At 63.6% G+C, this 24,724-nt stretch carries 23 protein-coding genes and 1 pseudogene; 10 read left to right on the plus strand and 14 right to left on the minus strand.

Annotated elements, in window-relative coordinates:
• The 6 genes from nuoC to ACI2KK_RS15580 form a co-directional block, all read right to left on the minus strand.
• Complete coding sequence (gene nuoC / locus ACI2KK_RS15555) at positions 1 to 1,782, minus strand: NADH-quinone oxidoreductase subunit C/D (RefSeq protein ID WP_217839351.1); 1,782 nt, start codon at positions 1,780 to 1,782, stop codon at positions 1 to 3.
• Positions 1,783 to 1,861: 79 nt separating this feature from the next.
• Positions 1,862 to 2,539: an NADH-quinone oxidoreductase subunit B family protein gene (locus tag ACI2KK_RS15560; RefSeq protein WP_008096180.1), complete on the minus strand. Its 678-nt coding sequence runs from the start codon at positions 2,537 to 2,539 to the stop codon at positions 1,862 to 1,864.
• A 9-nt stretch (positions 2,540 to 2,548) separates the two neighbouring features.
• The gene (locus ACI2KK_RS15565; protein ID WP_217839350.1) at positions 2,549 to 2,962 is read right to left on the minus strand and encodes an NADH-quinone oxidoreductase subunit A; all 414 of its coding nucleotides are present in this window, start codon (positions 2,960 to 2,962) and stop codon (positions 2,549 to 2,551) included.
• Positions 2,963 to 3,343: 381 nt separating this feature from the next.
• Positions 3,344 to 4,006, minus strand: coding sequence for a lysoplasmalogenase (locus ACI2KK_RS15570; protein WP_404669565.1), 663 nt, complete (start codon positions 4,004 to 4,006; stop codon positions 3,344 to 3,346).
• 269 nt (positions 4,007 to 4,275) lie between these two features.
• Positions 4,276 to 5,601 carry an isocitrate lyase gene (aceA, locus tag ACI2KK_RS15575; RefSeq protein WP_404669566.1) on the minus strand — a complete coding sequence of 442 codons (1,326 nt, stop codon included), beginning with the start codon at positions 5,599 to 5,601 and terminating at the stop codon, positions 4,276 to 4,278.
• Between the two features lie 489 nt (positions 5,602 to 6,090).
• Positions 6,091 to 6,855, minus strand: a complete 765-nt coding sequence (locus tag ACI2KK_RS15580; RefSeq protein WP_369987184.1) for a secretin N-terminal domain-containing protein — start codon at positions 6,853 to 6,855, stop codon at positions 6,091 to 6,093.
• Positions 6,856 to 7,095: 240 nt separating this feature from the next.
• Here ACI2KK_RS15580 and ACI2KK_RS15585 point away from each other — a divergent pair, with 240 nt between their 5' ends.
• Complete coding sequence (locus tag ACI2KK_RS15585; RefSeq protein WP_404669567.1) at positions 7,096 to 8,538, plus strand: SulP family inorganic anion transporter; 1,443 nt, start codon at positions 7,096 to 7,098, stop codon at positions 8,536 to 8,538.
• 150 nt (positions 8,539 to 8,688) lie between these two features.
• Here ACI2KK_RS15585 and fusA read toward each other — a convergent pair whose 3' ends face one another.
• Both fusA and ACI2KK_RS15595 read right to left on the minus strand, forming a co-directional pair.
• Positions 8,689 to 10,803 (minus strand): elongation factor G, encoded by a 2,115-nt coding sequence (gene fusA, locus ACI2KK_RS15590; RefSeq protein ID WP_404669568.1) that lies wholly within the window; start codon positions 10,801 to 10,803, stop codon positions 8,689 to 8,691.
• Positions 10,804 to 11,017: 214 nt separating this feature from the next.
• Entirely contained in the window at positions 11,018 to 11,446 is a 429-nt protein-coding gene (locus tag ACI2KK_RS15595; protein ID WP_404669569.1) for a hypothetical protein, read from the minus strand.
• A 167-nt stretch (positions 11,447 to 11,613) separates the two neighbouring features.
• Between ACI2KK_RS15595 and ACI2KK_RS15600 the strand changes: the two genes are divergently transcribed.
• Entirely contained in the window at positions 11,614 to 11,916 is a 303-nt protein-coding gene (locus ACI2KK_RS15600; protein ID WP_217839344.1) for a hypothetical protein, read from the plus strand.
• Between the two features lie 3 nt (positions 11,917 to 11,919).
• On the opposite strand, the gene ACI2KK_RS15605 is transcribed toward ACI2KK_RS15600, so the two are convergent.
• Together ACI2KK_RS15605 and gcvA are read right to left on the minus strand one after the other, a co-directional pair.
• Positions 11,920 to 13,170, minus strand: coding sequence for an aspartate aminotransferase family protein (locus tag ACI2KK_RS15605; protein ID WP_404669570.1), 1,251 nt, complete (start codon positions 13,168 to 13,170; stop codon positions 11,920 to 11,922).
• 219 nt (positions 13,171 to 13,389) lie between these two features.
• The gene (gene gcvA / locus ACI2KK_RS15610) at positions 13,390 to 14,286 is read right to left on the minus strand and encodes a transcriptional regulator GcvA (protein ID WP_404669571.1); all 897 of its coding nucleotides are present in this window, start codon (positions 14,284 to 14,286) and stop codon (positions 13,390 to 13,392) included.
• 255 nt (positions 14,287 to 14,541) lie between these two features.
• On the opposite strand from gcvA, the gene ACI2KK_RS15615 reads away from it, so the two are divergent.
• Entirely contained in the window at positions 14,542 to 15,927 is a 1,386-nt protein-coding gene (locus ACI2KK_RS15615; protein ID WP_404669572.1) for an amino acid permease, read from the plus strand.
• A gap of 114 nt (positions 15,928 to 16,041) precedes the next feature.
• Here ACI2KK_RS15615 and ACI2KK_RS15620 read toward each other — a convergent pair whose 3' ends face one another.
• Together ACI2KK_RS15620 and ACI2KK_RS15625 are read right to left on the minus strand one after the other, a co-directional pair.
• A complete protein-coding gene (locus ACI2KK_RS15620) occupies positions 16,042 to 16,908 on the minus strand; it encodes a methyl-accepting chemotaxis protein (protein ID WP_404669600.1) in 867 nt (288 codons plus the stop codon).
• Positions 16,903 to 18,003: pseudogene (locus tag ACI2KK_RS15625) on the minus strand (nitrate- and nitrite sensing domain-containing protein); the annotation flags it as partial. The pseudogene ACI2KK_RS15625 and the gene ACI2KK_RS15620, both read right to left, overlap by 6 nt.
• A gap of 326 nt (positions 18,004 to 18,329) precedes the next feature.
• Between ACI2KK_RS15625 and ACI2KK_RS15630 the strand changes: the two are divergent.
• From ACI2KK_RS15630 to ACI2KK_RS15640, 3 genes are all read left to right on the plus strand, one after another.
• Positions 18,330 to 18,827 carry a PaaI family thioesterase gene (locus ACI2KK_RS15630; RefSeq protein ID WP_369987177.1) on the plus strand — a complete coding sequence of 166 codons (498 nt, stop codon included), beginning with the start codon at positions 18,330 to 18,332 and terminating at the stop codon, positions 18,825 to 18,827.
• Between the two features lie 66 nt (positions 18,828 to 18,893).
• Positions 18,894 to 19,409: a GNAT family N-acetyltransferase gene (locus tag ACI2KK_RS15635; protein WP_404669573.1), complete on the plus strand. Its 516-nt coding sequence runs from the start codon at positions 18,894 to 18,896 to the stop codon at positions 19,407 to 19,409.
• Positions 19,410 to 19,441: 32 nt separating this feature from the next.
• Positions 19,442 to 20,137 carry a glutathione S-transferase N-terminal domain-containing protein gene (locus ACI2KK_RS15640; protein WP_404669574.1) on the plus strand — a complete coding sequence of 232 codons (696 nt, stop codon included), beginning with the start codon at positions 19,442 to 19,444 and terminating at the stop codon, positions 20,135 to 20,137.
• 153 nt (positions 20,138 to 20,290) lie between these two features.
• Here the strand turns inward: ACI2KK_RS15640 and ACI2KK_RS15645 are convergent, their stop codons facing one another.
• The gene (locus ACI2KK_RS15645; protein WP_404669575.1) at positions 20,291 to 21,907 is read right to left on the minus strand and encodes an inorganic phosphate transporter; all 1,617 of its coding nucleotides are present in this window, start codon (positions 21,905 to 21,907) and stop codon (positions 20,291 to 20,293) included.
• Between the two features lie 127 nt (positions 21,908 to 22,034).
• On the opposite strand from ACI2KK_RS15645, the gene ACI2KK_RS15650 reads away from it, so the two are divergent.
• Together ACI2KK_RS15650 and ACI2KK_RS15655 are read left to right on the plus strand one after the other, a co-directional pair.
• Positions 22,035 to 22,421: a DUF488 domain-containing protein gene (locus ACI2KK_RS15650; RefSeq protein ID WP_404669576.1), complete on the plus strand. Its 387-nt coding sequence runs from the start codon at positions 22,035 to 22,037 to the stop codon at positions 22,419 to 22,421.
• Entirely contained in the window at positions 22,411 to 22,848 is a 438-nt protein-coding gene (locus ACI2KK_RS15655) for a GNAT family N-acetyltransferase (protein ID WP_404669577.1), read from the plus strand. The genes ACI2KK_RS15650 and ACI2KK_RS15655 overlap by 11 nt, the downstream gene beginning before the upstream one ends.
• 10 nt (positions 22,849 to 22,858) lie before the next feature.
• Here the strand turns inward: ACI2KK_RS15655 and ACI2KK_RS15660 are convergent, their stop codons facing one another.
• Entirely contained in the window at positions 22,859 to 23,296 is a 438-nt protein-coding gene (locus ACI2KK_RS15660) for a hypothetical protein (RefSeq protein WP_404669578.1), read from the minus strand.
• Between the two features lie 273 nt (positions 23,297 to 23,569).
• Between ACI2KK_RS15660 and ACI2KK_RS15665 the strand changes: the two genes are divergently transcribed.
• Complete coding sequence (locus ACI2KK_RS15665; protein ID WP_404669579.1) at positions 23,570 to 23,962, plus strand: helix-turn-helix domain-containing protein; 393 nt, start codon at positions 23,570 to 23,572, stop codon at positions 23,960 to 23,962.
• Between the two features lie 119 nt (positions 23,963 to 24,081).
• Positions 24,082 to 24,720, plus strand: coding sequence for a UvrY/SirA/GacA family response regulator transcription factor (gene uvrY, locus ACI2KK_RS15670; RefSeq protein ID WP_217885606.1), 639 nt, complete (start codon positions 24,082 to 24,084; stop codon positions 24,718 to 24,720).
• Positions 24,721 to 24,724 lie beyond the last annotated feature (4 nt).

The following is a 24,724-nucleotide window of genomic DNA, read 5'->3' on the forward strand; positions in this document are numbered from 1 at the left end:
TTAGCGGTCCACGTCAGCCATAACGAAGTCGATACTGCCCAGGTACGCGATCAGGTCCGCGACCATGCTGCCTTTGATCACCGAAGGGATCTGCTGCAGGTGCGGGTAGCTGGGCGTGCGGATCCGGGTGCGGTAGCTCATGGTGCCGCCATCGCTCGTCAGGTAGTAACTGTTGATGCCCTTGGTCGCCTCGATCATCTGGAACGACTCGTTGGCCGGCATGACCGGGCCCCACGAGACTTGCAGGAAGTGGGTGATCAGGGTTTCGATGTGCTGCAGGGTGCGCTCTTTCGGCGGCGGCGTGGTCAGCGGGTGGTCCGCCTTGTACGGGCCTTCCGGCATGTTGCGCAGGCACTGGTCGATGATGCGGATACTCTGGCGCATCTCCTCGACACGGACCATGCAGCGATCGTAGGCATCGCCGTTGTGGGCCAGCGGCACTTCGAACTCGAAGTTCTCGTAGCCGGAGTAGGGGCGCGCTTTACGCAGGTCGAAGTCGCAACCGGTGGAGCGCAGGCCGGCACCGGTAGTGCCCCATTCCAGGGCTTCCTTGGTGTTGTAGGCGGCGACGCCGATGGTACGGCCCTTGAGGATGCTGTTCTGCAGGGCAGCCTTGGTGTATTCGTCGAGGCGCTTGGGCAGCCATTCGACGAAGTCCTTGACCAGCTTGTCCCAGCCGCGCGGCAGGTCGTGGGCAACGCCACCGATGCGGTACCAGGCCGGGTGCAGGCGGAAACCGGTGATCGCCTCGATCACGGTGTAGGCGCGCTGGCGGTCGGTGAAGGTGAAGAACACCGGGGTCATGGCGCCGACGTCCTGGATGTAGGTACCCAGGAACAACAGGTGGCTGGTGATGCGGAAGAACTCGGCGAGCATGATGCGAATCACGTCGACTTTTTGCGGTACCTGAATACCGGCCAGCTTCTCCACCGCCAGTACGTACGGCAGGTTGTTCATCACCCCGCCGAGGTAGTCGATACGGTCGGTGTAGGGGATGAAGCTGTGCCACGACTGACGCTCGGCCATCTTCTCGGCGCCACGGTGGTGGTAGCCGATGTCCGGGACGCAGTCGACGATCTCTTCACCGTCCAGCTGCAGCACGATACGGAACGCACCGTGGGCCGAAGGGTGGTTGGGGCCCAGGTTGAGGAACATGTAGTCCTCGTTGGCGCCCGAACGCTTCATGCCCCAGGCTTCGGGGTTGAAACGCGCCGACTCTTCTTCAAGCTGCTGCTTGGCGAGCGTGAGGCTGTAGGGGTCGAACTCGGTGGCGCGCGCCGGGTAGTCCTTGCGCAGCGGGTGGCCTTCCCAGGTGGGCGGCATCATGATGCGGCTCAGGTGCGGGTGGCCGGCAAAGTCGATGCCGAACATGTCCCAGACTTCACGCTCGTACCAGTTGGCGTTGGGCCAGATGCCGGTCACGGTGGGCAGGTTCAGGTCGCCTTCGCTGAGCGACACCTTGATCATCACGTCGCTGTTACGCTCGACCGACAGCAGGTGGTAGAACACGCTGAAGTCGGCGGCAGGCAGGCCGCGGCGCTGGGTGCGCAGGCGCTCGTCGACGCCGTGCAGGTCGTACAGCATGCTGTACGGCTTGGCCACGCCGCGCAGGAAGCTCAGCACTTCCTTGAGTTGCGCGCGTTTTACCCACAGTACCGGCATGCCGGTGCGGGTTTCCTGGGCGACGAATGCGTCGGCGCCAAAACGGTTGTGCAGTTCGACGACCACATCCTGGTCGTCAGCCTTGTAGGGCGGAATATAAATAGCGTTGTCCGCTGTCATGGTCTCGGTCGCTTTGGGTCAGCGTTAAGAATGAAGCCAGGCCGCCGGCTCATCGCTGAGCGGGCGGCAGGTCGCTGGATCAGACTTCGTCGGGGCTGCGCAGGTTGGTTACCGCAATGCGCTGTTCACGACGCAGGTCCTTCTGGGCTGGCATTTCGGCACGGTAGATGCCTTGATCACCAACTACCCAGGAAAGCGGGCGTCGTTCTTGGCCGATCGACTCCTGCAGCAGCATCAAGCCTTGCAGGAACGCTTCGGGGCGCGGCGGGCAGCCAGGCACGTACACGTCCACGGGGAGGAACTTGTCGACCCCCTGAACGACCGAGTAGATGTCGTACATGCCGCCGGAGTTGGCGCACGACCCCATGGAGATGACCCATTTGGGCTCGAGCATCTGCTCGTACAGGCGCTGGATGATCGGCGCCATCTTCACGAAGCAGGTACCGGCGATGACCATGAAGTCGGCCTGACGCGGCGAGGCCCGGATGACTTCGGCGCCGAAGCGCGCGATGTCGTGGGGTGCCGTGAAGGCCGTGGTCATTTCCACGTAGCAGCAGGACAGGCCGAAGTTGTACGGCCAGAGGGAGTTCTTGCGACCCCAGTTGACCGCGCCACGCAGCACATCTTCGAGTTTCCCCATGTAGATGTTCTTGTGGACCTGGTCCTCTAGCAGTTGATCGGTGACGGTTTCCCGCTCACCGACCGGATACTGCTCGTTGGGTGCATCCGGATCGATTCTGGTGAGATTGTATTGCATGCCAAAGCCTCATTGTTTCAGCTTCGCTTGCCGCTTGCGGCGACCTTCGGGAGCCCAATCGAGCGCCCCGACGCGCCAAAGGTAGACAAGACCTGCCAACAGAATTGCTATGAAAACGAGTGCTTCGACGAATCCGGTCCAGCCGCTTTCGCGGACGGACACAGACCATGCATACAGGAAGAGGGCTTCGATATCGAAGATCACGAACAGCATCGCGACCAGATAGAATTTGGCGGACAGGCGCAGGCGGGCGCTGCCGACGGGCAGCATGCCGGATTCGAAGGGTTCGTTCTTGGCGCGGCCCCAGGCCTTGCTACCGAGCAGGCTGGACAGGCCGAGCATGAAGGCACACAGGCCGACGACACCCAGGAGGAAGATGGCAAAGCCCCAGTTGTGGGCCATGAGTCCTACCGAATCGGACATGCTAGAAATCCTTATACAGAGACCCAGCTCTGCAGTCTGAAATAAGTAGAGCGGCGACGCGGTGTCGCAGGTGCAGTGACCAAATGTCGCAGCTGAATCAATCGCGCTGATTTTATGGGTAAACCCACTGCAAGTAAAATTTCCGTTGCAAATTTATTCGTAGGTTTAAGAACAAAAACCGTTCGTAACTGGCTGAAACCCTTGAGTTTCGGGCATTGCGTGCGGTTTTGTTAATTATGTTTCTTACCTCGCGTAACGGCGGCTTAGTTGTGTAATGATAATTAATATCATTTGGCTTGAGCTGTACTCTTTCAGCAGTTCTGAGCCTTGCAAAGTTCAACTGGCGATTGGCCCCTCTTGCAAATGGGAAAAGGTCTCGTTCTAGCAGCTTCGCAAATTGTCTGCACCGCTCTGGGTCAATGCTTTGTCGGTTTTGCCGCTGCTCGCGGACCTGGCGATCAGCCACTGGCCAAGCCAGTACAAGAGGATGATCAGGTACTGCGCTGCCGCGAACGGGCTGACGAAACGGTCGATGCCGATCAGGCTGTCGGAGAACACGAAGGCGCAGGCACCCAGTGCCGCGACACCACCGCAGGCCAGGGCGCGCCAAAGCATGGTGCCGATGGCCAGTGCGTACAGCGCCACCGGTATCAGCAGCGGGCCGAGCCCGTGGCTGGCAAGCAGGCCGAACAGGCCGCCGCCGACCAGCACGGCGAATGCCAGCGCCGGCAGGGCCGGGCGCAGGGTGAGGCTGCAGTAACCGCGCAGGTAGGCCAGGTGGGCGCACAGAAACGCGGCCAGGCCGAACACGAACAGGTCCTTCGGGATGGCTAGCAGGAGGTCGCCGAGTACCGAGAAGCCCAGGCCGATCAGGATCCAGCGGCGGTAGGCGGTGGCGGGGCAGGTGCTCAGCCAGGCGATCAGGCCCAGTACCGGAACGGGTTTGGCCAGCAGGGCGAGCAGGGTGTTGCCGGTGGCCAGTGCATATAGATAGAGGGCGGCTGCGGCGACGGCAATCAGGAGCAGGTGGCTTGGACGGGGCATGGGCGGTCCTTGCTGGCTGTGCTGCCACAAGGATAGACCTGATCTGCAATTTTGCCGGTGCGACGCGTTCCCCTGTAGGAGCGGCCTTGTGCCGCGAAAGGGCCGCAAAGCGGCCCCGGGATTTCAGCGTTGACGCAACGATCGCCGGGGCTGCTGCGCAGCCCTTTCGCGGCACAAGGCCGCTCCTACAGGGGATCGCGCTCTGCCTGAAAATGAAGAAGGCCCGGGATTCTCGCGAACCCCGGGCCTTGCTCAACCGCAACCCACTATCAGTGGAACTGCTCTTCCTCGGTCGAACCGGTCAGTGCAGTCACCGACGAAGCGCCACCCTGGATCACGGTGGTCATGTCGTCGAAGTAGCCGGTGCCCACTTCCTGCTGGTGCGCCACGAAGGTGTAGCCCTTGCTGGCGTCGGCGAACTCTTGCTCTTGCAGCTTCACGTAGGCGGTCATGTCGTTGCGGGCGTAGTCGTGCGCCAGGTTGAACATGCCGTGCCACATGTTGTGGATGCCGGCCAGGGTGATGAACTGGTGCTTGTAGCCCATGGCCGACAGCTCGCGCTGGAACTTGGCGATGGTGGCGTCGTCCAGGTTCTTCTTCCAGTTGAAGGACGGCGAGCAGTTGTACGACAGCAGTTGGTCCGGGTATTCCTTCTTGATCGCCTCGGCGAAGCGGCGGGCCTCGTCCAGGTCGGGCTTGGCGGTTTCGCACCAGATCAGGTCGGCGTACGGCGCGTAGGCCAGGCCGCGGGAGATGGCCTGGTCGAGGCCGGCGCGTACCTTGTAGAAGCCTTCACGGGTACGTTCGCCAATCACGAACGGCTGGTCGTACGGGTCGCAGTCGCTGGTCAACAGGTCAGCGGCGTTGGCGTCGGTACGGGCCAGGATGATGGTCGGCACGCCGGCAACGTCGGCCGCCAGGCGGGCGGCGACCAGTTTTTGCACCGCTTCTTGCGTTGGTACCAGTACCTTGCCGCCCATGTGGCCGCATTTTTTCACCGAGGCCAGCTGGTCTTCGAAGTGCACGCCGGCGGCGCCCGCTTCGATCATGTTCTTCATCAGCTCGTAGGCGTTCAGTACGCCGCCGAAGCCGGCTTCGGCGTCAGCCACGATGGGTGCGAAGTAGTCGATGTAGCCAGCGTCGCCCGGGTTCTTGCCGGCTTTCCACTGGATCTGGTCGGCGCGGCGGAACGAGTTGTTGATGCGCTTGACCACGGTCGGTACCGAGTCGACCGGGTACAGCGACTGGTCGGGGTACATGGACTCGGCCGAGTTGTTGTCGGCGGCCACCTGCCAGCCCGACAGGTAGATGGCCTGGATACCGGCCTTGACCTGTTGCACGGCCTGGCCGCCGGTCAGGGCGCCCATGCAGTTGACGAAATCTTTTTCAGGGCGGAAGGACGGGTGGGCACCTTGGGTGACCAGCTTCCACAGTTTCTCTGCGCCCTGGCGGGCCAGGGTGTGCTCCGGCTGCAGGGAGCCACGCAGGCGAACGACATCGGCGGCGGTGTAGGTACGGGTCACGCCTTTCCAGCGCGGGTTCTCGGCCCAGTCTTTCTCGAGGGCTGCAATTTGCTGTTCGCGTGTCAGTGCCATGGAAATAAACCTCGTCGCATCGATCTTGAGAATAATTGTGCTGATGCTCGGATACGCGGCTCAGAGTGCCTGGCGGCTGGCCGGAGGTTGCGCTGCTTTACGCAGAAGGCTCGAAGGGGAAGGGTGTGCAGCCCAGGCGTAGCTGTGCCCAGCAGGTTGGCTCGTGGATGCCGTGCTGCGGTGCGACGCGGTTGCCGGTACTGCGGTGATGCGCTTCCGTCCCTCGGGACAACTTCTTCGTTGCAGTCGCAACCCCATCGCACAGCCTTGTGGGCCGTATGGACACGAAGCGCCTCCGCGGGTATTGGGAGGGCGCTCCGAAGACCCTTGCCAGGGCCTCTGATTAGCGGGAGCGAGGCCATCATGCCCTCGCCAAAAACACCCTGTCAAATGTTTTGTAGTGCTTTTTTGTGGTTACTACATCTTTGGTCTAATGCGACTCACGGGTCAGTTTCAAGGCCTTGGGTCGAGGCCTTGAATTGCCTGGATTCAGTCCACCAGGTCGACTTTGACACGCAATGTCATGTTTTCGCCGCGCTGGGTGCTATAGCTCAGGCTTGACGCGCTGCGTTCGGCCTGGCTCTGCTGATTGAACCCTGCCAGGGTGATCCACTCGCCAAGGCGCCCGGTAACCGTTGTGTCGGTACTTTGCACTTTCACTACATCCGGACGTTCCTGGCTCATTCGGTCATTATTGGTGCTTATTTGCAGCCGAACCGTGTCGCCGCTCAGGCGCGGAGTGACGTAGAAACCCTGGGTGACGTTGCGGTATTCGGTGTTGCTTTGCATGCGCCCGTAACCGTCGGTGGAGGTGCTGGTGATGGGCACGCTCTGGCCCACCTGGATCAGCGCCGGCTGACCTTCGCTGGCCTGTACCTGCTGCAGGCCGCCCTCGCGGTTGGCGGTGCCGTAGCGGATGATCCGCGCGTTGCCGCGGTTGTCCTGGAAGTTGCTGTCGTTGTTGTCGACGCTGATCAGCAGGCGCTTGGGCGCGGTGTCGAGCTGCTGCAGCAGGGCGCGCAGGTCGTCGATGCGTTGCTGCGGGGCGTTGACGATCAGCTTGTCCTCGAAGGTGCTGACCGTGCCGTCCTTGCCGATGAACGACTGGGCAGCGGGCAGCAGCTCGGTGCTGGCGCGGTGTTGCAGGGGGATGACCTCGGTGGCTGCCTGGGCGGTCAGGCTGGCGGCCAGCAGCAGCGAGGCGAAGAGGGGGCGTAGCGGCATGTCCATGATCTCCGCGGGTGGAATGCTCATGATGGCAAATTTGTCAGCATCTTGCCGGGTGTGAATCACAAGGGTGTGAATGAATGCGCGGTGGCTGCTGTCAGACAAATTCCGTAACATCGCCCACCGCCCGATTTGCCCCGGCCCCTGTAGGAGCGGGCTTGCCCGCGATGGCGTCTGATCAGGCGGCGAGATTGGCCCTGCCGACGCTATCGCGGGCAAGCCCGCTCCTACAGGGATACAGCTTTTGCACCATTTTTCAGGACTTCAATGAAACCCGCTCGCCTACGCGCCGACCTGCTTGCCGGCCTCACCACCTCGTTCGCCCTGGTGCCCGAGTGCATCGCCTTCGCCCTGGTGGCGCACCTCAACCCGCTGATGGGCCTGTACGGCGCCTTCATCATCTGCACCCTGACCGCGCTGTTCGGCGGCCGCCCGGGGATGATCTCCGGCGCTGCCGGCTCCATGGCGGTGGTGATCGTAGCCCTGGTGGTGCAGCACGGTGCCCAGTACCTGCTGGCCACGGTGCTGCTGGGCGGGGTGGTGATGATCCTGTTCGGCGTGCTGCGCCTGGGCAAATTGGTGCGCCTGGTGCCGTACCCGGTGATGCTCGGCTTCGTCAACGGCCTGGCCATCGTCATTGCCCTGGCGCAGCTGGAGCACTTCAAGGATGGCGAGCACTGGCTCAGCGGTGCGCCGCTGTACCTGATGCTCGGCCTGGTGGCGCTGACCATGCTGGTGGTCTACGTGCTGCCGAAGCTCACCCGCGCGGTGCCGCCGGCGCTGGTGGCGATTCTCGGTGTCGGCCTGCTGGTGTACCTGCTCGGCCTGCCCACCCGCACCCTGGGTGACATGGCGCACATCGCCGGCGGCCTGCCGGGGCTGGCGCTGCCGGACATCCCGTGGAACCTGGAAACCCTGAAAATCATCGCCCCGTATGCGGTGCTGATGGCCATGGTCGGCCTGCTGGAAACCCTGCTCACCCTCAACCTCACCGACGAGATCACCGAAAGCCGCGGCTTCCCGGACCGCGAATGTGTCGCGCTGGGCGCTGCGAACATGGTTTCGGGCTTGTGCGGCGGCATGGGCGGCTGCGCGATGATCGGCCAGACGGTGATCAACCTCAGCTCCAATGGCCGTGGCCGGCTGTCGGGTGTGGTGGCGGGGGTGATGATCCTGCTGTTCGTGTTGTTCCTGTCGCCGCTGATCGAGCGCATTCCGCTGGCGGCGCTGGTGGGGGTGATGTTCGTGGTGGCCCAGCAGACCTTTGCCTGGGCCTCGTTGCGGGTGCTGCACAAGGTGCCGGTCAGCGATGTGCTGGCGATCATCGCGGTCACCGTGGTGACGGTGTTCACCGACCTGGCCACGGCGGTGCTGTTCGGCATCGTCATCGCGGCGGTGAACTTTGCCTGGCAGCACGCGCGCGAGCTGTATGCCGACAGCCATGAAGACGCCGAGGGTAGCAAGCACTACCAGGTGCATGGCACGCTTTTCTTTGCCTCGACCACGCCATTTTTGAACCAGTTCGACCCGGCGGGCGACCCGGCCAAGGTGACCCTGGATTGCCAGCACCTGAGCTTTGTCGATTATTCGGCGGTGGCTGCGTTGAAAACCTTGCGTGAGCGCTATGCCAAGGCCGGCAAGCACCTGCGGGTGGTGCACTTGTCGGAGCGCTGCAAGAAGCTGCTCAAGCGGGCGGGCGAGCAGCACTGATTTCTGTAGCTGCGAACGCGATCCCTGTAGGAGCGGCCTTGTGTCGCGATGGGGCGCGCAGCGGCCCCATGATTTACGTCACCTGCAACACTGCCGGGGCTGCTCTGCAGCCCTTTCGCGACACAAGGCCGCTCCTACAGGGCGTGCGGTCTAGGGTTCCCCGCGGTTCTTCTTGACGATGGCATCGGCAATGCTGGCCGGCGCCTCGGCATAGCGGGTGAACTCCATCGAAAAACTCGCCCGCCCCTGGGTCATCGAACGCATCGAGGTGGCATAGCCGAACATCTCGCCCAGCGGCACCTCGGCGCGGATCACCTTGCCGGCCGGGGTCTCGTCGCCGTCCTGGATCATCCCCCGGCGCCGGCTCAGGTCGCCGAGAATGTCGCCCTGGTACTCTTCAGGCGTGACCACCTCGACCTTCATCACCGGCTCCAGCAGCACCGCGCCGCCTTTTTGCGACAGCTGCTTGGTGGCCATGGAGGCGGCGATCTTGTAGGCCATTTCGTTGGAGTCGACGTCGTGGTACGAGCCGTCGAACACCGCCGCCTTGAGGTTGATCAGCGGGTAGCCGGCCAGCACGCCGTTCTTCATCTGCTCCTCGATGCCTTTTTGAATCGCCGGGATGTACTCGCGCGGTACCACGCCGCCAACGATCTCGTTGATGAACTCCAGGCCCTCCTTGCCCTCATCGCCCGGGGCGAAGCGAATCCAGCAGTGGCCGTACTGGCCGCGCCCGCCGGACTGGCGCACGAAGCGCCCCTCGATCTCGCAGGTGTTGCGGATCTTCTCGCGGTAGGCCACCTGGGGTTTGCCGATATTGGCCTCGACGTTGAATTCGCGGCGCATGCGGTCGACGATGATGTCCAGGTGCAACTCGCCCATGCCGGAGATGATGGTCTGCCCGGTCTCTTCGTCGGTGCGCACGCGGAACGAGGGGTCTTCCTGGGCCAGCTTGCCCAGGGCGATGCCCATCTTCTCCTGGTCGGCCTTGGTCTTCGGTTCTACCGCCACCGAAATCACCGGGTCGGGGAAGTCCATGCGTTCGAGGATGATCGGCTTGTCCATGTCGCACAGGGTGTCGCCGGTGGTGACATCCTTCATGCCGATCAGTGCAGCGATGTCGCCGGCGCATACGTCCTTGATCTCGGCGCGCTGGTTGGCGTGCATCTGCACCATGCGGCCGATGCGCTCCTTCTTGCCCTTGACCGAGTTGAGCACCGCGTTGCCCGAACTGAGCACGCCGGAATACACCCGGGCAAAGGTGAGGGTGCCGACGAACGGGTCGGTGGCAATCTTGAAGGCCAGCGCCGAGAACGGCTCCTTGTCGTCGGCGTGGCGTTCCAGGTGCTTGTCTTCATCGTCCGGGTCGGTGCCCTTGATCGCCGGGATTTCCGACGGGGCGGGCAGGTAGTCGATCACCGCATCCAGCATCAGCGGCACGCCCTTGTTCTTGAACGACGAGCCGAGAATGGTGGGCACGATTTCGTTGGCGATGGTGCGCTTGCGCAGGGCGGCCTTGATTTCATCGACCGTAAGCTCCTCGCCGTCGAGAAACTTCAGGGTCAGCTCGTCATCGGCTTCGGCCGCAGCTTCCACCATGTGCGCACGCCACTCGTCCGCCAGGGCCTGCAGCTCGGCGGGGATGGGTTCTTCGCGGTAGCTGGTGCCGTTGTCGGCGTCGTTCCAGTAGATGGCTTTCATCTTCACCAGGTCGATCTGGCCGATGAAGTTCTCTTCGCTGCCGATGGCCAGCTGGATGGGCACCGGGTGGTGGCCCAGGCGCTGGTCGATCTGCTTGACCACCCGCAAAAAATCCGCGCCCTGGCGGTCCATCTTGTTGATGTAGGCCAGGCGCGGCACATGGTACTTGTTGGCCTGGCGCCACACCGTCTCGGACTGCGGCTCGACGCCGTCGGCGCCACTGAACACCACCACCGCGCCATCGAGCACGCGCAGCGAGCGTTCCACTTCAATGGTGAAGTCGACGTGGCCGGGGGTGTCGATGATGTTGAAGCGGTACTTGTGCTCGAACTGCTTGGTCGAGCCCTGCCAGAACGCGGTGGTGGCCGCCGAGGTGATGGTGATGCCGCGTTCCTGTTCCTGGGCCATCCAGTCCATGGTCGCGGCGCCGTCGTGCACCTCGCCCATCTTGTGGTTGACCCCGGTGTAGAACAGGATGCGTTCGGTGGTGGTGGTCTTGCCGGCGTCGACGTGGGCGACGATGCCGATGTTGCGGTACAGCTCGATGGGCGTGGTGCGGGCCATGGCGGGTCACCTGCGGGTGAGGGTTCTCCCAAGGTAGCAGAGGGGGAGAATCCTGCCGGGGGACTGTCCGCTGCAGGGGGACGCGATCGTTTGTAGGAGCGGCCTTGTGTCGCGAAAGGGCTGCGAAGCGGCCCCAGATTTTCGGCATCATGCGAAATCGCCGGGGCTGCTGCGCAGCCCTTTCGCGACACAAGGCCGCTCCTACAAGGGGGGGTCAGTCGGCCTGCACCTGCAACTGCCACTGGCCTTCGCTCTCGCGGGCCAGGCCGCTGGCCGGCAGCAGCGCCAGCAGGCGTTCGTGCAGGGCCGCGTCGGTGAAAGACAGCAGGGTGGCCATGTCCAGCGCACCCACGGTGATCAGGTCGTGCTTGGTGTACGACAGCCAGGCCTTCTTCAGCACCAGCAGCACGTCGCTGCCGGCGGTGTTGGCGAAGCGCCGGTTCAGGGTGCGGCCTTCCAGCTCGAAGGTGTGGCGGTGGCTGTAGCTGCTTTCGTCACCGGCGCCCTCGACACAGCGGTGGCAGCGGCACGGGCCTTCGCCGAAGGCGTTGCGCAAGTAGTTGTTGAAGTCCACGACGGGCTTGAGGGTCAGGCGTTTGTCGACCTCGAACAGGTCGGCGATCAGGGGTTGTTCGGCGCTCACTCGGTATCCTCGCGTGGTGGGGCATGCATCGGCGGGCACCCTAACAGATCGGGGCATGCAGATCACCTGTTGCAGGCCGGTCTGCGATCGGGCCGCTAGAGACAACGCCGGGCGTCTGCCGTACCCTTACGCCATTTCCAGCCCCAGAACCCCCGAGGTAACCCCGCTTGAGCACCAAGTACCCCTACATCGCCACCGTGACCGTCAGCTGCGAAGACCGTGGCGGCGACACCGAGGCCTCGGAAAACACCAACCAGCGCGTGGGCCTGGAGGCGGTGACCGAAACCCTGAAGAAGGTGCATTTCGTCGGAACCCTCGCAGCCCCGGAAAAATCCGCCACGCACATCTGCGTCACCCTCGAGAACGGCCTCACCTACTACGGCCCGATCGTCAACGGCCACGCCGAGCTCGAAGGCGGCTGGATCGCCTTCGAATGCGACATGCTCACCCCTGAAGAGCTGGGCCTGTAACCCTCAACTCAGCTCCGCCAGGCACTGCTCGAGGATATCCAGCCCTTCCTCGAGCACGGCAGGTTCGATGGTCAGCGGTGCCAGCAGGCGAATGATGTGCCGCGCCTTGCCGCTGGGCATCAGCAGCAGCCCCTTGGCCCTTGCGGCCTCCAGCACCTTGGCCAGTTGTGCCGGTGCCGGGCTGCCATCGGCATTCACCAGTTCGATGCCGCGCATGGCGCCAACCCCGGTCAGGCGCCCCAGGTAGCTGCACACCCCAGAAGCCTTCCAGCGTGCATGACGCGCGGTGATCGCCTGCTCCTGGCGTTCACCCCAGGTGGCGAGGTTTTCATCGGTCATCTGCGCAAGGCTCGCCAGCGCCGCTGCACAGGCGATCGGGTTGCCCGAATAGGTGCCGCCCAGGCCGCCTTTGGGCAGGGCCGCCATCAGCTCCTGGCGCCCGACCAGGGCCCCCAACGGCATGCCGCCGGCGATACTCTTGGCCAGCAGCAGCAGGTCCGGCTCGATGCCCAGGCGCGGGAAGCCGAAGCGTTGCCCGGTGCGGCCAAAGCCGGACTGGATCTCGTCGATGATGATCAGGATGCCGTGCTCGTCGCAGAGGCGCCGCAGTGCCTGGGCGAAGGCCGGGTCCATGGCCAGGAAGCCGCCTTCGCCCTGTACCGGCTCGAAGATGAACGCCGCCACGTCCTCCACCGCCAACTCTACGCTGAACAGCCGCTCCATGGCCTTGAGCGCCTGCTCGCCGCTGACCCCGGTGTCGGCACCGGGGTAGGGCAAGTGGTAAACCGGGCCCGGCAGTTCACCCACCCGCTGCTTGTACGGCGCAACCTTGCCGTTGAGGTTGAGGGTGGCCAGGGTGCGGCCATGGAAGGCGCCGTCGAAGGCGACGATGGCCCGTTTGCCAGTGGCGCCACGGGCCACTTTCAGGGCGTTCTCCGCCGCTTCCGCACCGCTGTTGGTGAGCATGCCGGCCAGCGGGTAACCCACCGGCACGAACTGGCACAACTGCGCCATCAGCTCAAGGTACGGGCCATGGGGTGCGGCGTTGAAGGCGTAGTGGGTCAGGCGCGTGGCCTGCTGCTGGATGGCCGCCACCACCGCCGGGTTGCAATGGCCCAGGTTGAGTACGCCGATACCGCCGACGAAGTCGATGTAGCGTTTGCCGGTGGTGTCCCACACTTCGGCGTTGCGGCCGTGGGAAAGTGTAATGGGGTGAACGATGGCAATGGATTGGCTGATACTGTCCGGGGTCATTTGCACGCGGCCTGTTGTTCGAATATGGGCAATATCCAAGCGTGTCGCGTGTATATTCCGCAAACGAATTATTGGATTGCGATCATTCCTCCAATTCGCGATGTGTGCACATTCCTGTAGGAGCCGGCTTGCCGGCGATCACCGGCGCAGCCGGTGCCACCAATCGCCTGTCAGGGCCTCATCGCCGGCAAGCCGGCTCCTACAGGGGGCTGCTGACCGTTAGCCTTCCTCGGCCACCCGCTCACGAATCCACTGCACGAACGCCCGCACCTTGGGCACCTCGGCGGCATGCTCGGCATGGGCCATGAAGTGCCGGCCATTGCTCGCCACCGGGTGGTCCCAGGCCACCACCAGCTTGCTTTCGGCGAGCTCCTCAGCCACCAGGTAGCGCGGAATCAGCGCAATGCCGCACCCGGCGATGGCGGCGCGGATGCACAGGTAGAACGTGTCGAAGCGCGGCCCGTGGTAGCTGTTCTGGCTGTGCAAGCCAAGCCCCAGGAACCACTCGTGCCAGGCCTCCGGGCGCGAGGCGCACTGCAGCAGGCGGTGTTCGGTCAAGGCTTCGGCGCTGGCAAAGCGCTGGCGGGCCAGCAGCGCCGGCGCGCACACCGGCACCACCTCCTCGCTGAACAGCTCGATGCAGGTGGCCCCCGGCCAGGTGCCCTGGCCGAAAAAGAATGCGATATCGGCCTTGGCCTGCACCAGGTCGAACGGCTCCAGTTCGTTGCGAATATCCAGGTGAATACGCGGATAGCGTTCGCCGAAACCCTTCAGCCGCGGCACCAGCCAGCGCGCGCCGAAGGTTGGTTGGGTGGCGATGCGCAGCACCTCGGTCTCGTCGCCGTAGCTGAGGATGTAGCGGCTGGAGATGTCGATCTGGGTGAGGATCTTGTTCACCTCGGTGAGGTACAGCGCGCCGGCCGGGGTCAGGTGCAGGCGCCGGCGAATGCGCTGGAACAGCGGGTGGGCAAGCATGTCCTCAAGCTGCGCCACCTGCTTGCTCACCGCGCTCTGGGTCAGGTGCAGCTCTTGCGCGGCGCGGGTGAAGCTCAGGTGCCTGGCCGCGGCCTCGAAGCACTGCAGGGCGGTGGTGGAGGGCATCAGGCGTTTGGACATGGCAGTGGTTCAACCCCGCGAAAAAGGAAGGAGTTCATTCTTTTTTAGAATGATGTGCTTCGAAAAGGTCGTTTTGTCGACCCGCCCTCATAGATTAATACTGACCAAGGTCAATGATTTCAACCGGGTTTGCGAAGAGGAGGGCAATCGCGCAACCGGCATTCAACAAGAACAACAAAGAGCAACTCACACTTTGCGAATTCTGCTTCAACTTTCAGCCGTCATTGCAACGGCCGACCCATTCGAGGGTTCCCCATGGTATCGCCCAACAACAAGAAACAGCGTTCCCTGCAACACGGCCTGACCTCCCGTCAGGTGTCGATGATTTCCATCGCCGGCATCATCGGCGCCGGGTTGTTCATCGGCTCGTCCAACGCCATCGCCACCGCCGGCCCGGCGATTCTCATCTCCTACGCCATGACCGGCCTGCTGGTGCTGCTGGTGATGCGCATGCTCGGCGAAATGGCCATCGCCAACCCCAACAGCGGCTCGTTTTCCACCTACGCCTCCGAGGCCATCGGGCCCTGGGCAGGCTTTACCATCGGCTGGCTGTACTGGTGGTTCTGGGTGCTGATCATCCCGGTCGAGGCCATCGCCGGTGCCGACATTCTGCACGCCTACTTTCCGGCGGTGCCGTCGTGGCTGTTCGCCTTCCTGATCATGCTGGTGCTGTCGGGCACCAACCTGGTCAGCGTGAAGAACTTCGGCGCCTTCGAGTACTGGTTCGCGCTGGTCAAGGTGGTGGCGATCATCGCCTTCATTGTGGTCTGCAGCCTGGCGGTATTCGGCTTCTGGCCGCTGGCCGAGGTGTCCGGCGTCAGCCGCCTGTGGGAAAGCGGCGGGTTCATGCCCAACGGCTTTGGCACCGTGCTTGGCGGCGTGTTGATCACCATCTTCTCGTTCTTCGGTGCCGAGATCGTCACCATCGCCGCCGATGAAACCGCCAACCCGAAAGACAAGATTCGCCGCGCCACCAACCTTGTGGTGTACCGCATCGCCATCTTCTACCTGGCGTCGATCTTCCTGGTGGTGTCGCTGGTGGCCTGGAACGACCCGCAGCTCAAGGCGGTCGGTTCGTTCCAGCGTGTGCTTGAGGTGCTCAACGTGCCCGGCGCCAAGCTGCTGGTGGATATCGTGGTGCTGGTGGCGGTGACCAGCTGCATGAACTCGGGGTTGTACACCGCCTCGCGCATGCTCTATTCGCTGGGGGCCCGTGGCCAGGCGCTGCGCATGACCAAGCGTATTTCCGGGGCTGGCGTGCCGACTGTGGCAGTGATCTTCTCGACCCTGGCCGGCTTTGCCGGGTGCCTGGTGAACTACGTGTTCCCCGGCAAGGTGTTCGGCTTTTTGCTGTCCACCACCGGCGCGATTGCGCTGCTGGTGTACCTGGTGATTGCCGTGTCACAACTGCGCATGCGTGCCCGCGCCGAGCGTGAAGGGCGCACGCCGGAGCTGAAAATGTGGCTGTTCCCGTGGCTCACCTGGCTGGTGATCGGCACCATCGTGATGGTGCTGGGCTACATGCTGTTCAGTGACGCCTACCGCTACGAGACGCTGATGACTGCCGGGGTGACGCTGTTCATCCTGCTGGTGTCGTTGACCCAGCGGCGGGGCAAGGTGGGTGCGGTGCAGGCTGTCTAATAGAAGCTGGGCCGCGTTGCGGCCCTTCGCGGGTAAACCCGCTCCCACAGGTTTTGCACGAGCCTGTGGGAGCGGGTTTACCCGCGAAGGGCTGCAAGGCAGCCCTAGTCAACCTCACCCCGTACGGAACCGTCCCACCAACTGCTGCTGATGTTCCGCCAGGCGCGCCAGCTCCTGGCTGGTGACCGCCGTCTGCTGCGCGCCGGCACTTACCTGAATCACCAGGTCGTTGATCTCGTTGACGTTGCGGTTGATATCCTCCGACACCGCGCTTTGTTCCTCGGCCGCCGAGGCAATCTGGATGTTGCGGTCGCTGATCCGCGCCACCCCCTCGGTGATCGAGGCCAGCAACTCACCGGCTCTACCAATACGGCTGGCGCCGGACTGCGCCTTGCCCAGGGTTTCCAGCATCGAGCTGCTGGCGCGCTCGGAGCCGGCCTGCAGGTTGCTGATCATCTGCTGGATATTGCCGGTGGACTCCTGGGTGCGCTGCGCCAGGGTACGCACCTCCGACGCCACCACCGCAAAACCCCGGCCATGGTCGCCGGCCCGGGCCGCCTCGATGGCCGCGTTCAGCGCCAGCAGGTTGGTCTGCTCGGCGATGCCGCGTATCACATCCAACACCGACGAGATGGCATCGCTCTCGCGCTTGAGGTCGTCGATGATCGCCGCAGTTTGCTCGGCCTGGGTCGATAGTTCGTGAATCAGCGTGATGGTGCCTTGCACCTCGGCGCGCCCCTCGGCGCTGCTGGTGTGAATCTGCTGGGACAGGCTGGCGGCATCGGTGGTGCTCTGCGCCACCTCGCGCACCGTGGCGCTCATCTGGTTGATGGCGGTGGCCACAAGCTCGGTGCTCTGGCGCTGCTGCTCGACGCTGCGGCTGGTCTGCTGGGTTACCGCCGAAGACTCCTCGGCGGCCGTGGCCACCTGGGCGGTGGCGCTGCCGATCTCGCGCACGATCTCGGCCAGCTCGCTGGCCATGCGGTTGAGGTTGCCTGCGATCTGGCCGAACTCGTCCTTGCTGTGGTAAGCGGCGCGTGCGGTGAGGTCGCGGCGGGCCAGGCCGTCGAGGGCGGCGTTGATGTCGTTCACCGCCTTGCCGATGCTGGCGATGATCAGCCACGACAGCAGCGCCACCATGGCCAGGGCCAGCAGGGTGCCGGCCAGGGTCAGCCACAATGCCTGGCTGGCCTGGCCGCGGGCCTCGAGGGCCAGCGTGCCGACGTTTTCCGCCAGGGCCTGTTCGATGTCGCTCATCTGGTCGATGCGCCGGGTGGCGGTCTCGAACCAGGCTTCGGGCTTGATACCCAGTGGTTGGCCCAGCGGTATTTCCACGGCCAAACTTTGCAACTTGGCCACCTCACGGGTGGCGGTGCTCTGCAGGCTTTGCTGGAACTGGCTGAGGATGGCCGCCGGTGCCTTGCGCTGGAAACCGTCGGCATAGGCCGAAAACTCACCCAGGTTGCGGCTGAAGCGCGACAGCAGCGTGGCGTCGAAATGGTCCTGGTTGAAGGCCAGGCCCAATATCACCCGTTCACGCCCGGCGCGCTCTTTCAATTCGATGAATTGGTTGAGTGCGCCCAATGCATGCACCACGGCAGTATCACTGACGCGGTTTTCCAGTAACTGGGTATAACCGATCAGGGTCTTGATCAGTTCGGTGTAGCGGCTGGCGGAGTCGACACTGCCGATGCTCAGCGAGTCGACTTGCCCGCGCAAGCTGCCCAAGGTGTCGAGTGCTGCCAGCAAGGGGGCGATATCGGCATGCTTTGCCGTGGGCAGGCCACGCACCGCATCCAGCGCCGTGTCGCTGTCCTTGCGCAACTGCACCAGGCGCTCGGCCATGCTGCTGCCGCGGCTGCCGATGAACACGCCGCTGGCGCCGCGTTCACGTTGCAACAGGGTAATCAACTGGCTCAGGGATTGCGCGGTGTGGCTGGCGGCGACGGTACTTTCCATGTCGCGCAGGGTTCGGTAGTTATCGGCCAGGTATAAGCCGGCCAGTGCCAGAAAGCCCAGCAGGGGAAACAACAGGATCAACAATAACTTCAGACGAAGCGGTGCATTGGTCAGCATGCTTCTGGCCTCGCAGGTAGTGGCAGGAGGGGTATAAGGCGTGGCTATTGTTGGTTAGTGGCTCACGGCCATTATTGTACGGCTATTCAATTTATATGCGAAAGATGCAAGTTCGGTGAAGTTGAAAATATTAATGCGCTATATTGATGCGCGCAGCCGCACATTGATCCAGATCAGTGCATTATTGTTTTGATGTTTATTATTTTGGCGCTTGTTAATTAATGCCGCGGTAGTTGGCTTGTTTGGTCAGGTGTTCACGAACCCCGTTTGCGGCGCTACGATCCACCCTCAGCATCCTGCCAATTCCAACAAGCAAAAGGGCGCCCATGAACGAACACGCATTTTCCCTGCAACAACTCGCCGCCCCCGATGGCACCTGCTATGGCTGTGGCTGTGCCCACCCCAGCGGCCTGCACCTGAACAGCCACTGGGACGCCGACGGTATCCACCTGCTGTGCCGGCACAGTCCTGACCCGGCCTTTATCGGTTGGCCCGGGCTGGTGTACGGCGGCCTGCTGGCCATGCTGGTGGACTGCCACTCCAACTGGACCGCCATGGCCCACCACTACCGCGCCGAAGGCCGCGAGCCCGGCAGCCTGCCGCGCATCGACTGCGTCACCGGCCAGCTTGGCCTCAGCTACCTCAAGCCCACGCCCATGGGCGTGGAGTTGCTGCTCAAGGCGCGGGTGGAAGGGGAGGTGGGGCGCAAGACCCGGGTCATCTGCGAAGTCTGGGCCGGCGATGTGCTCACCGTCAGCGCCGATTCGGTGTTCGTGCGGGTCGATACCGAACGGCTCAAGCAACAGGCCCACGGCGCGGCCTGAGCCTTGCGCCTGCAGGGTGGGGCTGGCATTGTCGGGCGACACCCGGATGCCCGACAGGACGTTGCCATGCCCTACCAGATTCGCCCGGCCCGCCACACCGACTGTGCTGCCCTGAGCCAGGTCGGCCAGGCCACCTTCGCCCTGGCCAGCCCACCCGACAGCGCGCCGGCCGCGCTGCAGCACTACATCGCCCATCACCTGCAAGCCGAGCATTTCCAGCAGCACCTGCTGCACCCGCACAAGCGCTTGCTGGTGGTGGAGCAGGGCGGCCAGGTGCTGGGCTACAGCATGCTCGACCTGGCTCCGGGCGAGCTGGGCATCGCCGCCGCCGACCATCTGGTGGAAATCTCCCGCTGCTACGTGCTGCCGGTCGCCCACGGCCAGGGTGCGGCGCAGCAGTTGCTGGAGGCGACCCTGGCGCGCACCCATGGCGCGGTGCGTTTGACCGTTAACGAACTCAACGCCCGGGCCATCCGTTTTTACCAGCGCAATGGTTTTGCCAAGGTGGGCGAGGCGGTCTTCCCCTGCGGTGATGAGCGGCATCGTGATTGGGTGATGGTCAGGCCAGCCGCTTGCCCGTAAGGTGGTAGCCCTTCCACTGCCAAGGCACGCCCATGACCGATCTGTCTGCTTTCCCGATTACCCGCAAATGGCCGGCGCAGCACCCTGAGCGGCTGCAGTTGTACTCGCTGGCGACCCCCAACGGGGTCAAGGTGTCGATCATGCTCGAGGAGCTGGGCCTGCCCTATGAAGCGCACAAGGTCAGCTTCGACAGCGACGACCAGCTCAGCCCGGAGTTCATCTCGCTCAGCGCCAACAACAAGATCCCGGCCATCCTCGACCCCGACGGCCCGGGTGGCCAACCGTTGGCGCTGTTCGAGTCCGGGGCGATTTTGCAGTACCTGGCCGAGAAAAGCGGCAAGCTGCTCAGTCATGACCCGGCCCAGCGTTACCAGACCCTGCAGTGGCTGATGTTCCAGATGGGCGGCGTCGGGCCGATGTTCGGCCAGGTGGGTTTCTTCCACTTCTTCGCCGGCAAGGAATACGAGGACAAGCGCCCGCGTGACCGCTACGTGAACGAGTCCAAGCGTTTACTCGGCGTGCTGGACCGGCACCTGAAGGGCCGTGAGTGGATGGTCGATGCGTACAGCATCGCCGATATCGCCATTTTCCCCTGGGTGCGCAACCTGGTGGAGCGCTACAACGCCCGTGAGCTGGTGGGTTTCGATGAGTTCAAGGAAGTACAGCGGGTGCTGGCGCGGTTCCTCGAGCGCCCGGCGGTGCAGCGCGGGTTGAAGATCCCGGGGTGATCGCTTCAGCACTTGTAGGAGCGGCCTTGTGTCGCGATGGGGCGCGAAGCGGCCCCAGAGTCTCGGACTCATGCAGGATCGTCGGGGGCGCTTCGCGCCCCTTTCGCGACACAAGGCCGCTCCTACAGGGTATCTGCAGCGCTTTGTGCGGGGTCAGAACACCTGGTTCAACACCCAATACAAACACCCCGCCAGCAACATCGCCGCCGGCAAGGTCAGCACCCAGGCCATCAGCAGGTTGATCAGCGTACGCCGCTGCAGCCCCGAGCCCGTGGCGACCATGGTGCCGGCCACCCCCGAGCTGAGCACGTGGGTGGTGGATACCGGCAACCCGAACATGTCTGCCGCACCAATGGTGCACATCGCCACCACCTCCGCCGAGGCGCCCTGGGCGTAGCTCAGGTGGGTTTTGCCGATCTTCTCGCCCACCGTCACCACGATGCGCTTCCAGCCGACCATGGTGCCCAGCCCCAGGGCGATGGCCACCGCCACCTTGACCCACAGCGGGATGTAGCGGGTGGCATCGTCCAGTTGGCGCTTGAACAGTTGCACGTGGTTGGCGGTGTCGGCGTCGAAGGCCACCAGCTTGTGCTTGTCGAGCAGGCGGATCACTTCGCTGGTCAAGTACATATCGTTGCGCACGTTGGCCATGGCTTCGGCCGGTACGCGCTTGAGCGAGCCGTAACCTTTGACCTCTTCACCGATCATGCCGGTGAGTGCGGCCAGGGCGGGTACCAGCTCGGGGCTGGCCTTGGGTTCGTTGATGAAGGCTGTCAGGGTTTGGCGCGGGTCGGCCACTGCCGGTTGCGGTGCACTGCGTACCAAGGCCTGGCGGGTTACCTCGGCTACCGCCGAGAACTGCAGGGCCTGCTCGTTGGGCATGGTCTTGTTCAGGGCGTAGGCCATCGGCAGGGTGCCGACCAGGATCAGCATGATCAAGCCCATGCCCTTTTGCCCGTCGTTGGAGCCATGGGCGAACGACACCCCGGTGCAGGTGAGGATCAGCACGCCGCGGATCCACCAGGGCGGCGGAGTCTGCCCCTCAGGGGCCTGGTACAGCTCGCGGCGTTTGACCAGGGCGCGCAGGGCCAGCAACAGCAGGGCGGCGCAGGCGAAACCGATCAGCGGCGAGAACAGCAGGGCATAGCCCACCTTGCTGGCCTGGCCCCAGTCCACCCCGCTGGTGCCGTCGCGCCCGTGCATCAGGGCGTTGGCCACGCCCACGCCGATGATCGAGCCGATCAGGGTGTGCGATGACGAGGCCGGCAGCCCCAACCACCAGGTGCCAAGGTTCCAGATGATCGCCGCCAGCAGCAGCGAGAACACCATGGCGAAGCCCGCCGTGGAGCCCACCTGCAGAATCAGCTCCACCGGCAGCAGGGCGATGATGCCAAATGCCACCGCACCGCTGGAAAGCAGCACGCCGAGGAAGTTGCACAGGCCCGACCACACCACCGCCACCGGTGCCGGCAACGAGTGGGTGTAGATGACCGTGGCCACGGCGTTGGCGGTATCGTGGAAGCCGTTGACGAATTCAAAGCCCAAGGCGATCAGCAGCGCCAGGCCCAGCAACAGGAAAGGTGTGACCGTGGTGACTATGGTGCCGCTGGCGCTGACGTCCTGCTTGAGGCTGTAGAAGGTGTAAGCCAGGCCCGCCAGCAGCAGGCCGAAGAACAGCACCAGGGTGGCGCGGCCGGGGCGCTGGGACAGGTGCGGGCGGGAGTCGCGCGGGGTCAGGGCATCCTGGCTGACCATCGAGGGCGTTGTCATGGGGGCTCCGAGGCATCGACGCTTGGGGGGAGTTTCCAATCCTAGAAACAATTCGTTACCAAGGCGTGACCTCGGTCAACGGAACTCCTAGTCTAGAAGGCACCTCCCGATTGCCAAGCGAGTCACCATGATCTACTGCAAGCGCGTCTACGAACCGGCCGCCCCCGGCGATGGCCAGCGTGTGCTGGTGGACCGCTTATGGCCGCGTAACAGACGCAAGCAAGACCTGCACGGGCAGTGGCTGCGCGAAGTGGCGCCATCCGACGAACTGCGCAAGGCGTTGCATGCCGGCGAGGTGGATTTTGCCGGGTTCACGCAGCGTTACCGGCAGGAATTGGCTGCCCGTCCTGAGCATTGGTACCCGTTGCTGGACCTTGCCCAGCAGGGCAACCTGACGTTGCTGTATGCCGGCAAGGATACCGAGCACAACAATGCCCGGGTGCTGGCTGATTGGCTGGAGGACGAACTGCTGCGGCGCGGGCCGGGCAGTTCGCCGGTGTGCTATGCCCCTTGAGTTGATCGCGGCCAGCGATGCCCACCTGACCTTTGCCCGCGACCTGACCCGGCGCGCCATGCTGCCTTACTACCGCGAGTTCGACCTGCTGTGGATCGAGGAGGCCTTCGATGAAGCCTGGGGTTGGCGGGAGCAGTGGCTGGTGGTGGAGCAGGGCGAGGTGCTGGGTTTTTGCAGCCTGAGCCAGGACCGGCAGGCGTTGTTCATTCGCGAATTGCATCTTTTGCCGGAGCACCGTGGGCGTGGGGTGGGAGGCTGGGTGCTGGAGCAGTTGGCGCGGTGGGCGGCGCAACGTCGCCTGCCTTGCCTGCGGTTGATGGTGTTTCGCAGCAACCCGGCGCGGCAGTTGTACCGGCGCCGGGGCTTCATGGAGATGGGCGAGGACGAGTGCTTTGTGCGCATGCAGCGCAGCATCGCCTGCAGATGAGCCGGAACGGTTATCCCGGCAGATCGATATCGATGCGGCCCTTTACTTCGTGGCGTTGACCATTACGGTCGAAGTGAAACTCGAAGGTGGCCTTGAGCACCTTGTCGACTTCGAACTGGCTGACTGAGATTTTGCCGGTGCCGGGCTCTTGCGATTCATCCTCGACGAAGAAGCGTACCGCGCTGTTCTGGGGTGTGAACGATATGGTCTTGCCTGTGGCGAAGGTTTCGGCATGCAAAACAATCATCAGTTCGGCTCTTTTATCTAGAGCGAGGCCCACGGCAGCGAATTTGTTTGGGTAGAAATACACCCAGTTCATGGCGCCGCTCCAATACTCGACACCCTGTCGAGTGGCGCGGGTGCTCACTGTGCCGACCTTGCGCTTGAACGATTCGGGTTTGGCGGTAGGGGAGAGCAGCCTGTCGGTGTGGTTGCTGGTGCTGGTCATGATGCAGCCCTGGGCGATGGAAGAAGTCTCGATGCTATGTCGACTTTTCGCTCGTCACTACTGGCAGTTTTATCAGTTGCAAAGGGCTGAATCCCTCGCTTGCACAGGGTTTTCCGATTGACTTGTTCGTTGTATTCCATTTAAGGCAAGGGAAATGGCGTAATGATGGCTTGCGAATATTGGATCCAATTGGCATAGTGCCCAGGCGAATGCGCAGGCATTCACTCGGGTGCGGGATGCACTCGTTATCCATCCATGCAAAGGAGGCAAAAGATGAGCGGATTCGGCCCACGGTTGAGAGAAGAGCGCGAACGCCTGGGGCTTACCCAGCGGGTGTTCGGCGATGTTGGCGGCGTCGAGCCCAACGCCCAGGGCAAGTACGAAAGCGGCGAGCGTACGCCACGCATGGACTACCTGGCCGCCGTCGCCGCCCGCGGCGTCGACGCCCTCTACGTGCTGACCGGCACCCCGACCCCAGCCCCTCTCGACAGCCTGACCACCGACGAAGATCGCCTGCTCGGAGCCTTCCGCCGCCTGCCGGCAGACGACCAGGCGGCTGTCTGGCACCTGCTCAACCGGCTCGCCGGCGAGGTGGGGGAGGAGCAGCCACTGGTCATTCGCCGCTTCGAGCGCCAGGCCGGCTTCCTGGACGGCTTGCGCCAGTGAGTGTGAGGGTCGCCGGCAGCTCTGCGGGCGGCCTAATTAACCGTTCAGGCCACTAGGTCGGCGGTGAAAAATTTTGTTAAGGTGGCGGGATCCAATCGCCCCACTGACGAGGTGCATGCTTGATAAGGGTCCTGGTGGTCGACGATCACGATCTGGTGCGTACCGGTATCACGCGCATGCTGGCTGACATCGATGGCCTGCAGGTGGTGGGCGAGGCCGACTCGGGCGAGTCTGCACTCAAGCTTGCCCGCGAGCTGAAGCCGGACGTGGTGTTGATGGACGTGAAGATGCCAGGGATCGGTGGGCTGGAAGCAACCCGCAAGCTGCTGCGCAGCCACCCCGACATCAAGGTGGTGGCAGTGACCGTGTGCGAGGAAGACCCGTTCCCCACCCGCCTGATGCAGGCTGGCGCCGCCGGCTACCTGACCAAAGGCGCAGGGCTCGACGAAATGGTCCAGGCCATCCGCCTGGCCTTCGCCGGGCAACGCTACATCAGCCCGCAGATTGCCCAGCAGTTGGCGCTCAAGTCGTTCCAGCCCCAGGGCTCGCCGTTCGACTCGCTGTCGGAGCGGGAAATCCAGATCGCCCTGATGATCGTCGGCTGCCAGAAGGTGCAGATCATCTCTGACAAGTTGTGTCTGTCACCCAAGACCGTCAATACTTACCGCTATCGGATCTTCGAAAAACTCTCGGTCACCAGCGACGTCGAACTGACGCTGCTGGCTGTCCGCCACGGTATGGTCGACGCAAGTCTCTAAGCAC

The sequence above is a fragment of the Pseudomonas sp. NPDC089406 genome (assembly GCF_044900265.1).
GTDB lineage: Bacteria > Pseudomonadota > Gammaproteobacteria > Pseudomonadales > Pseudomonadaceae > Aquipseudomonas > Aquipseudomonas fakonensis.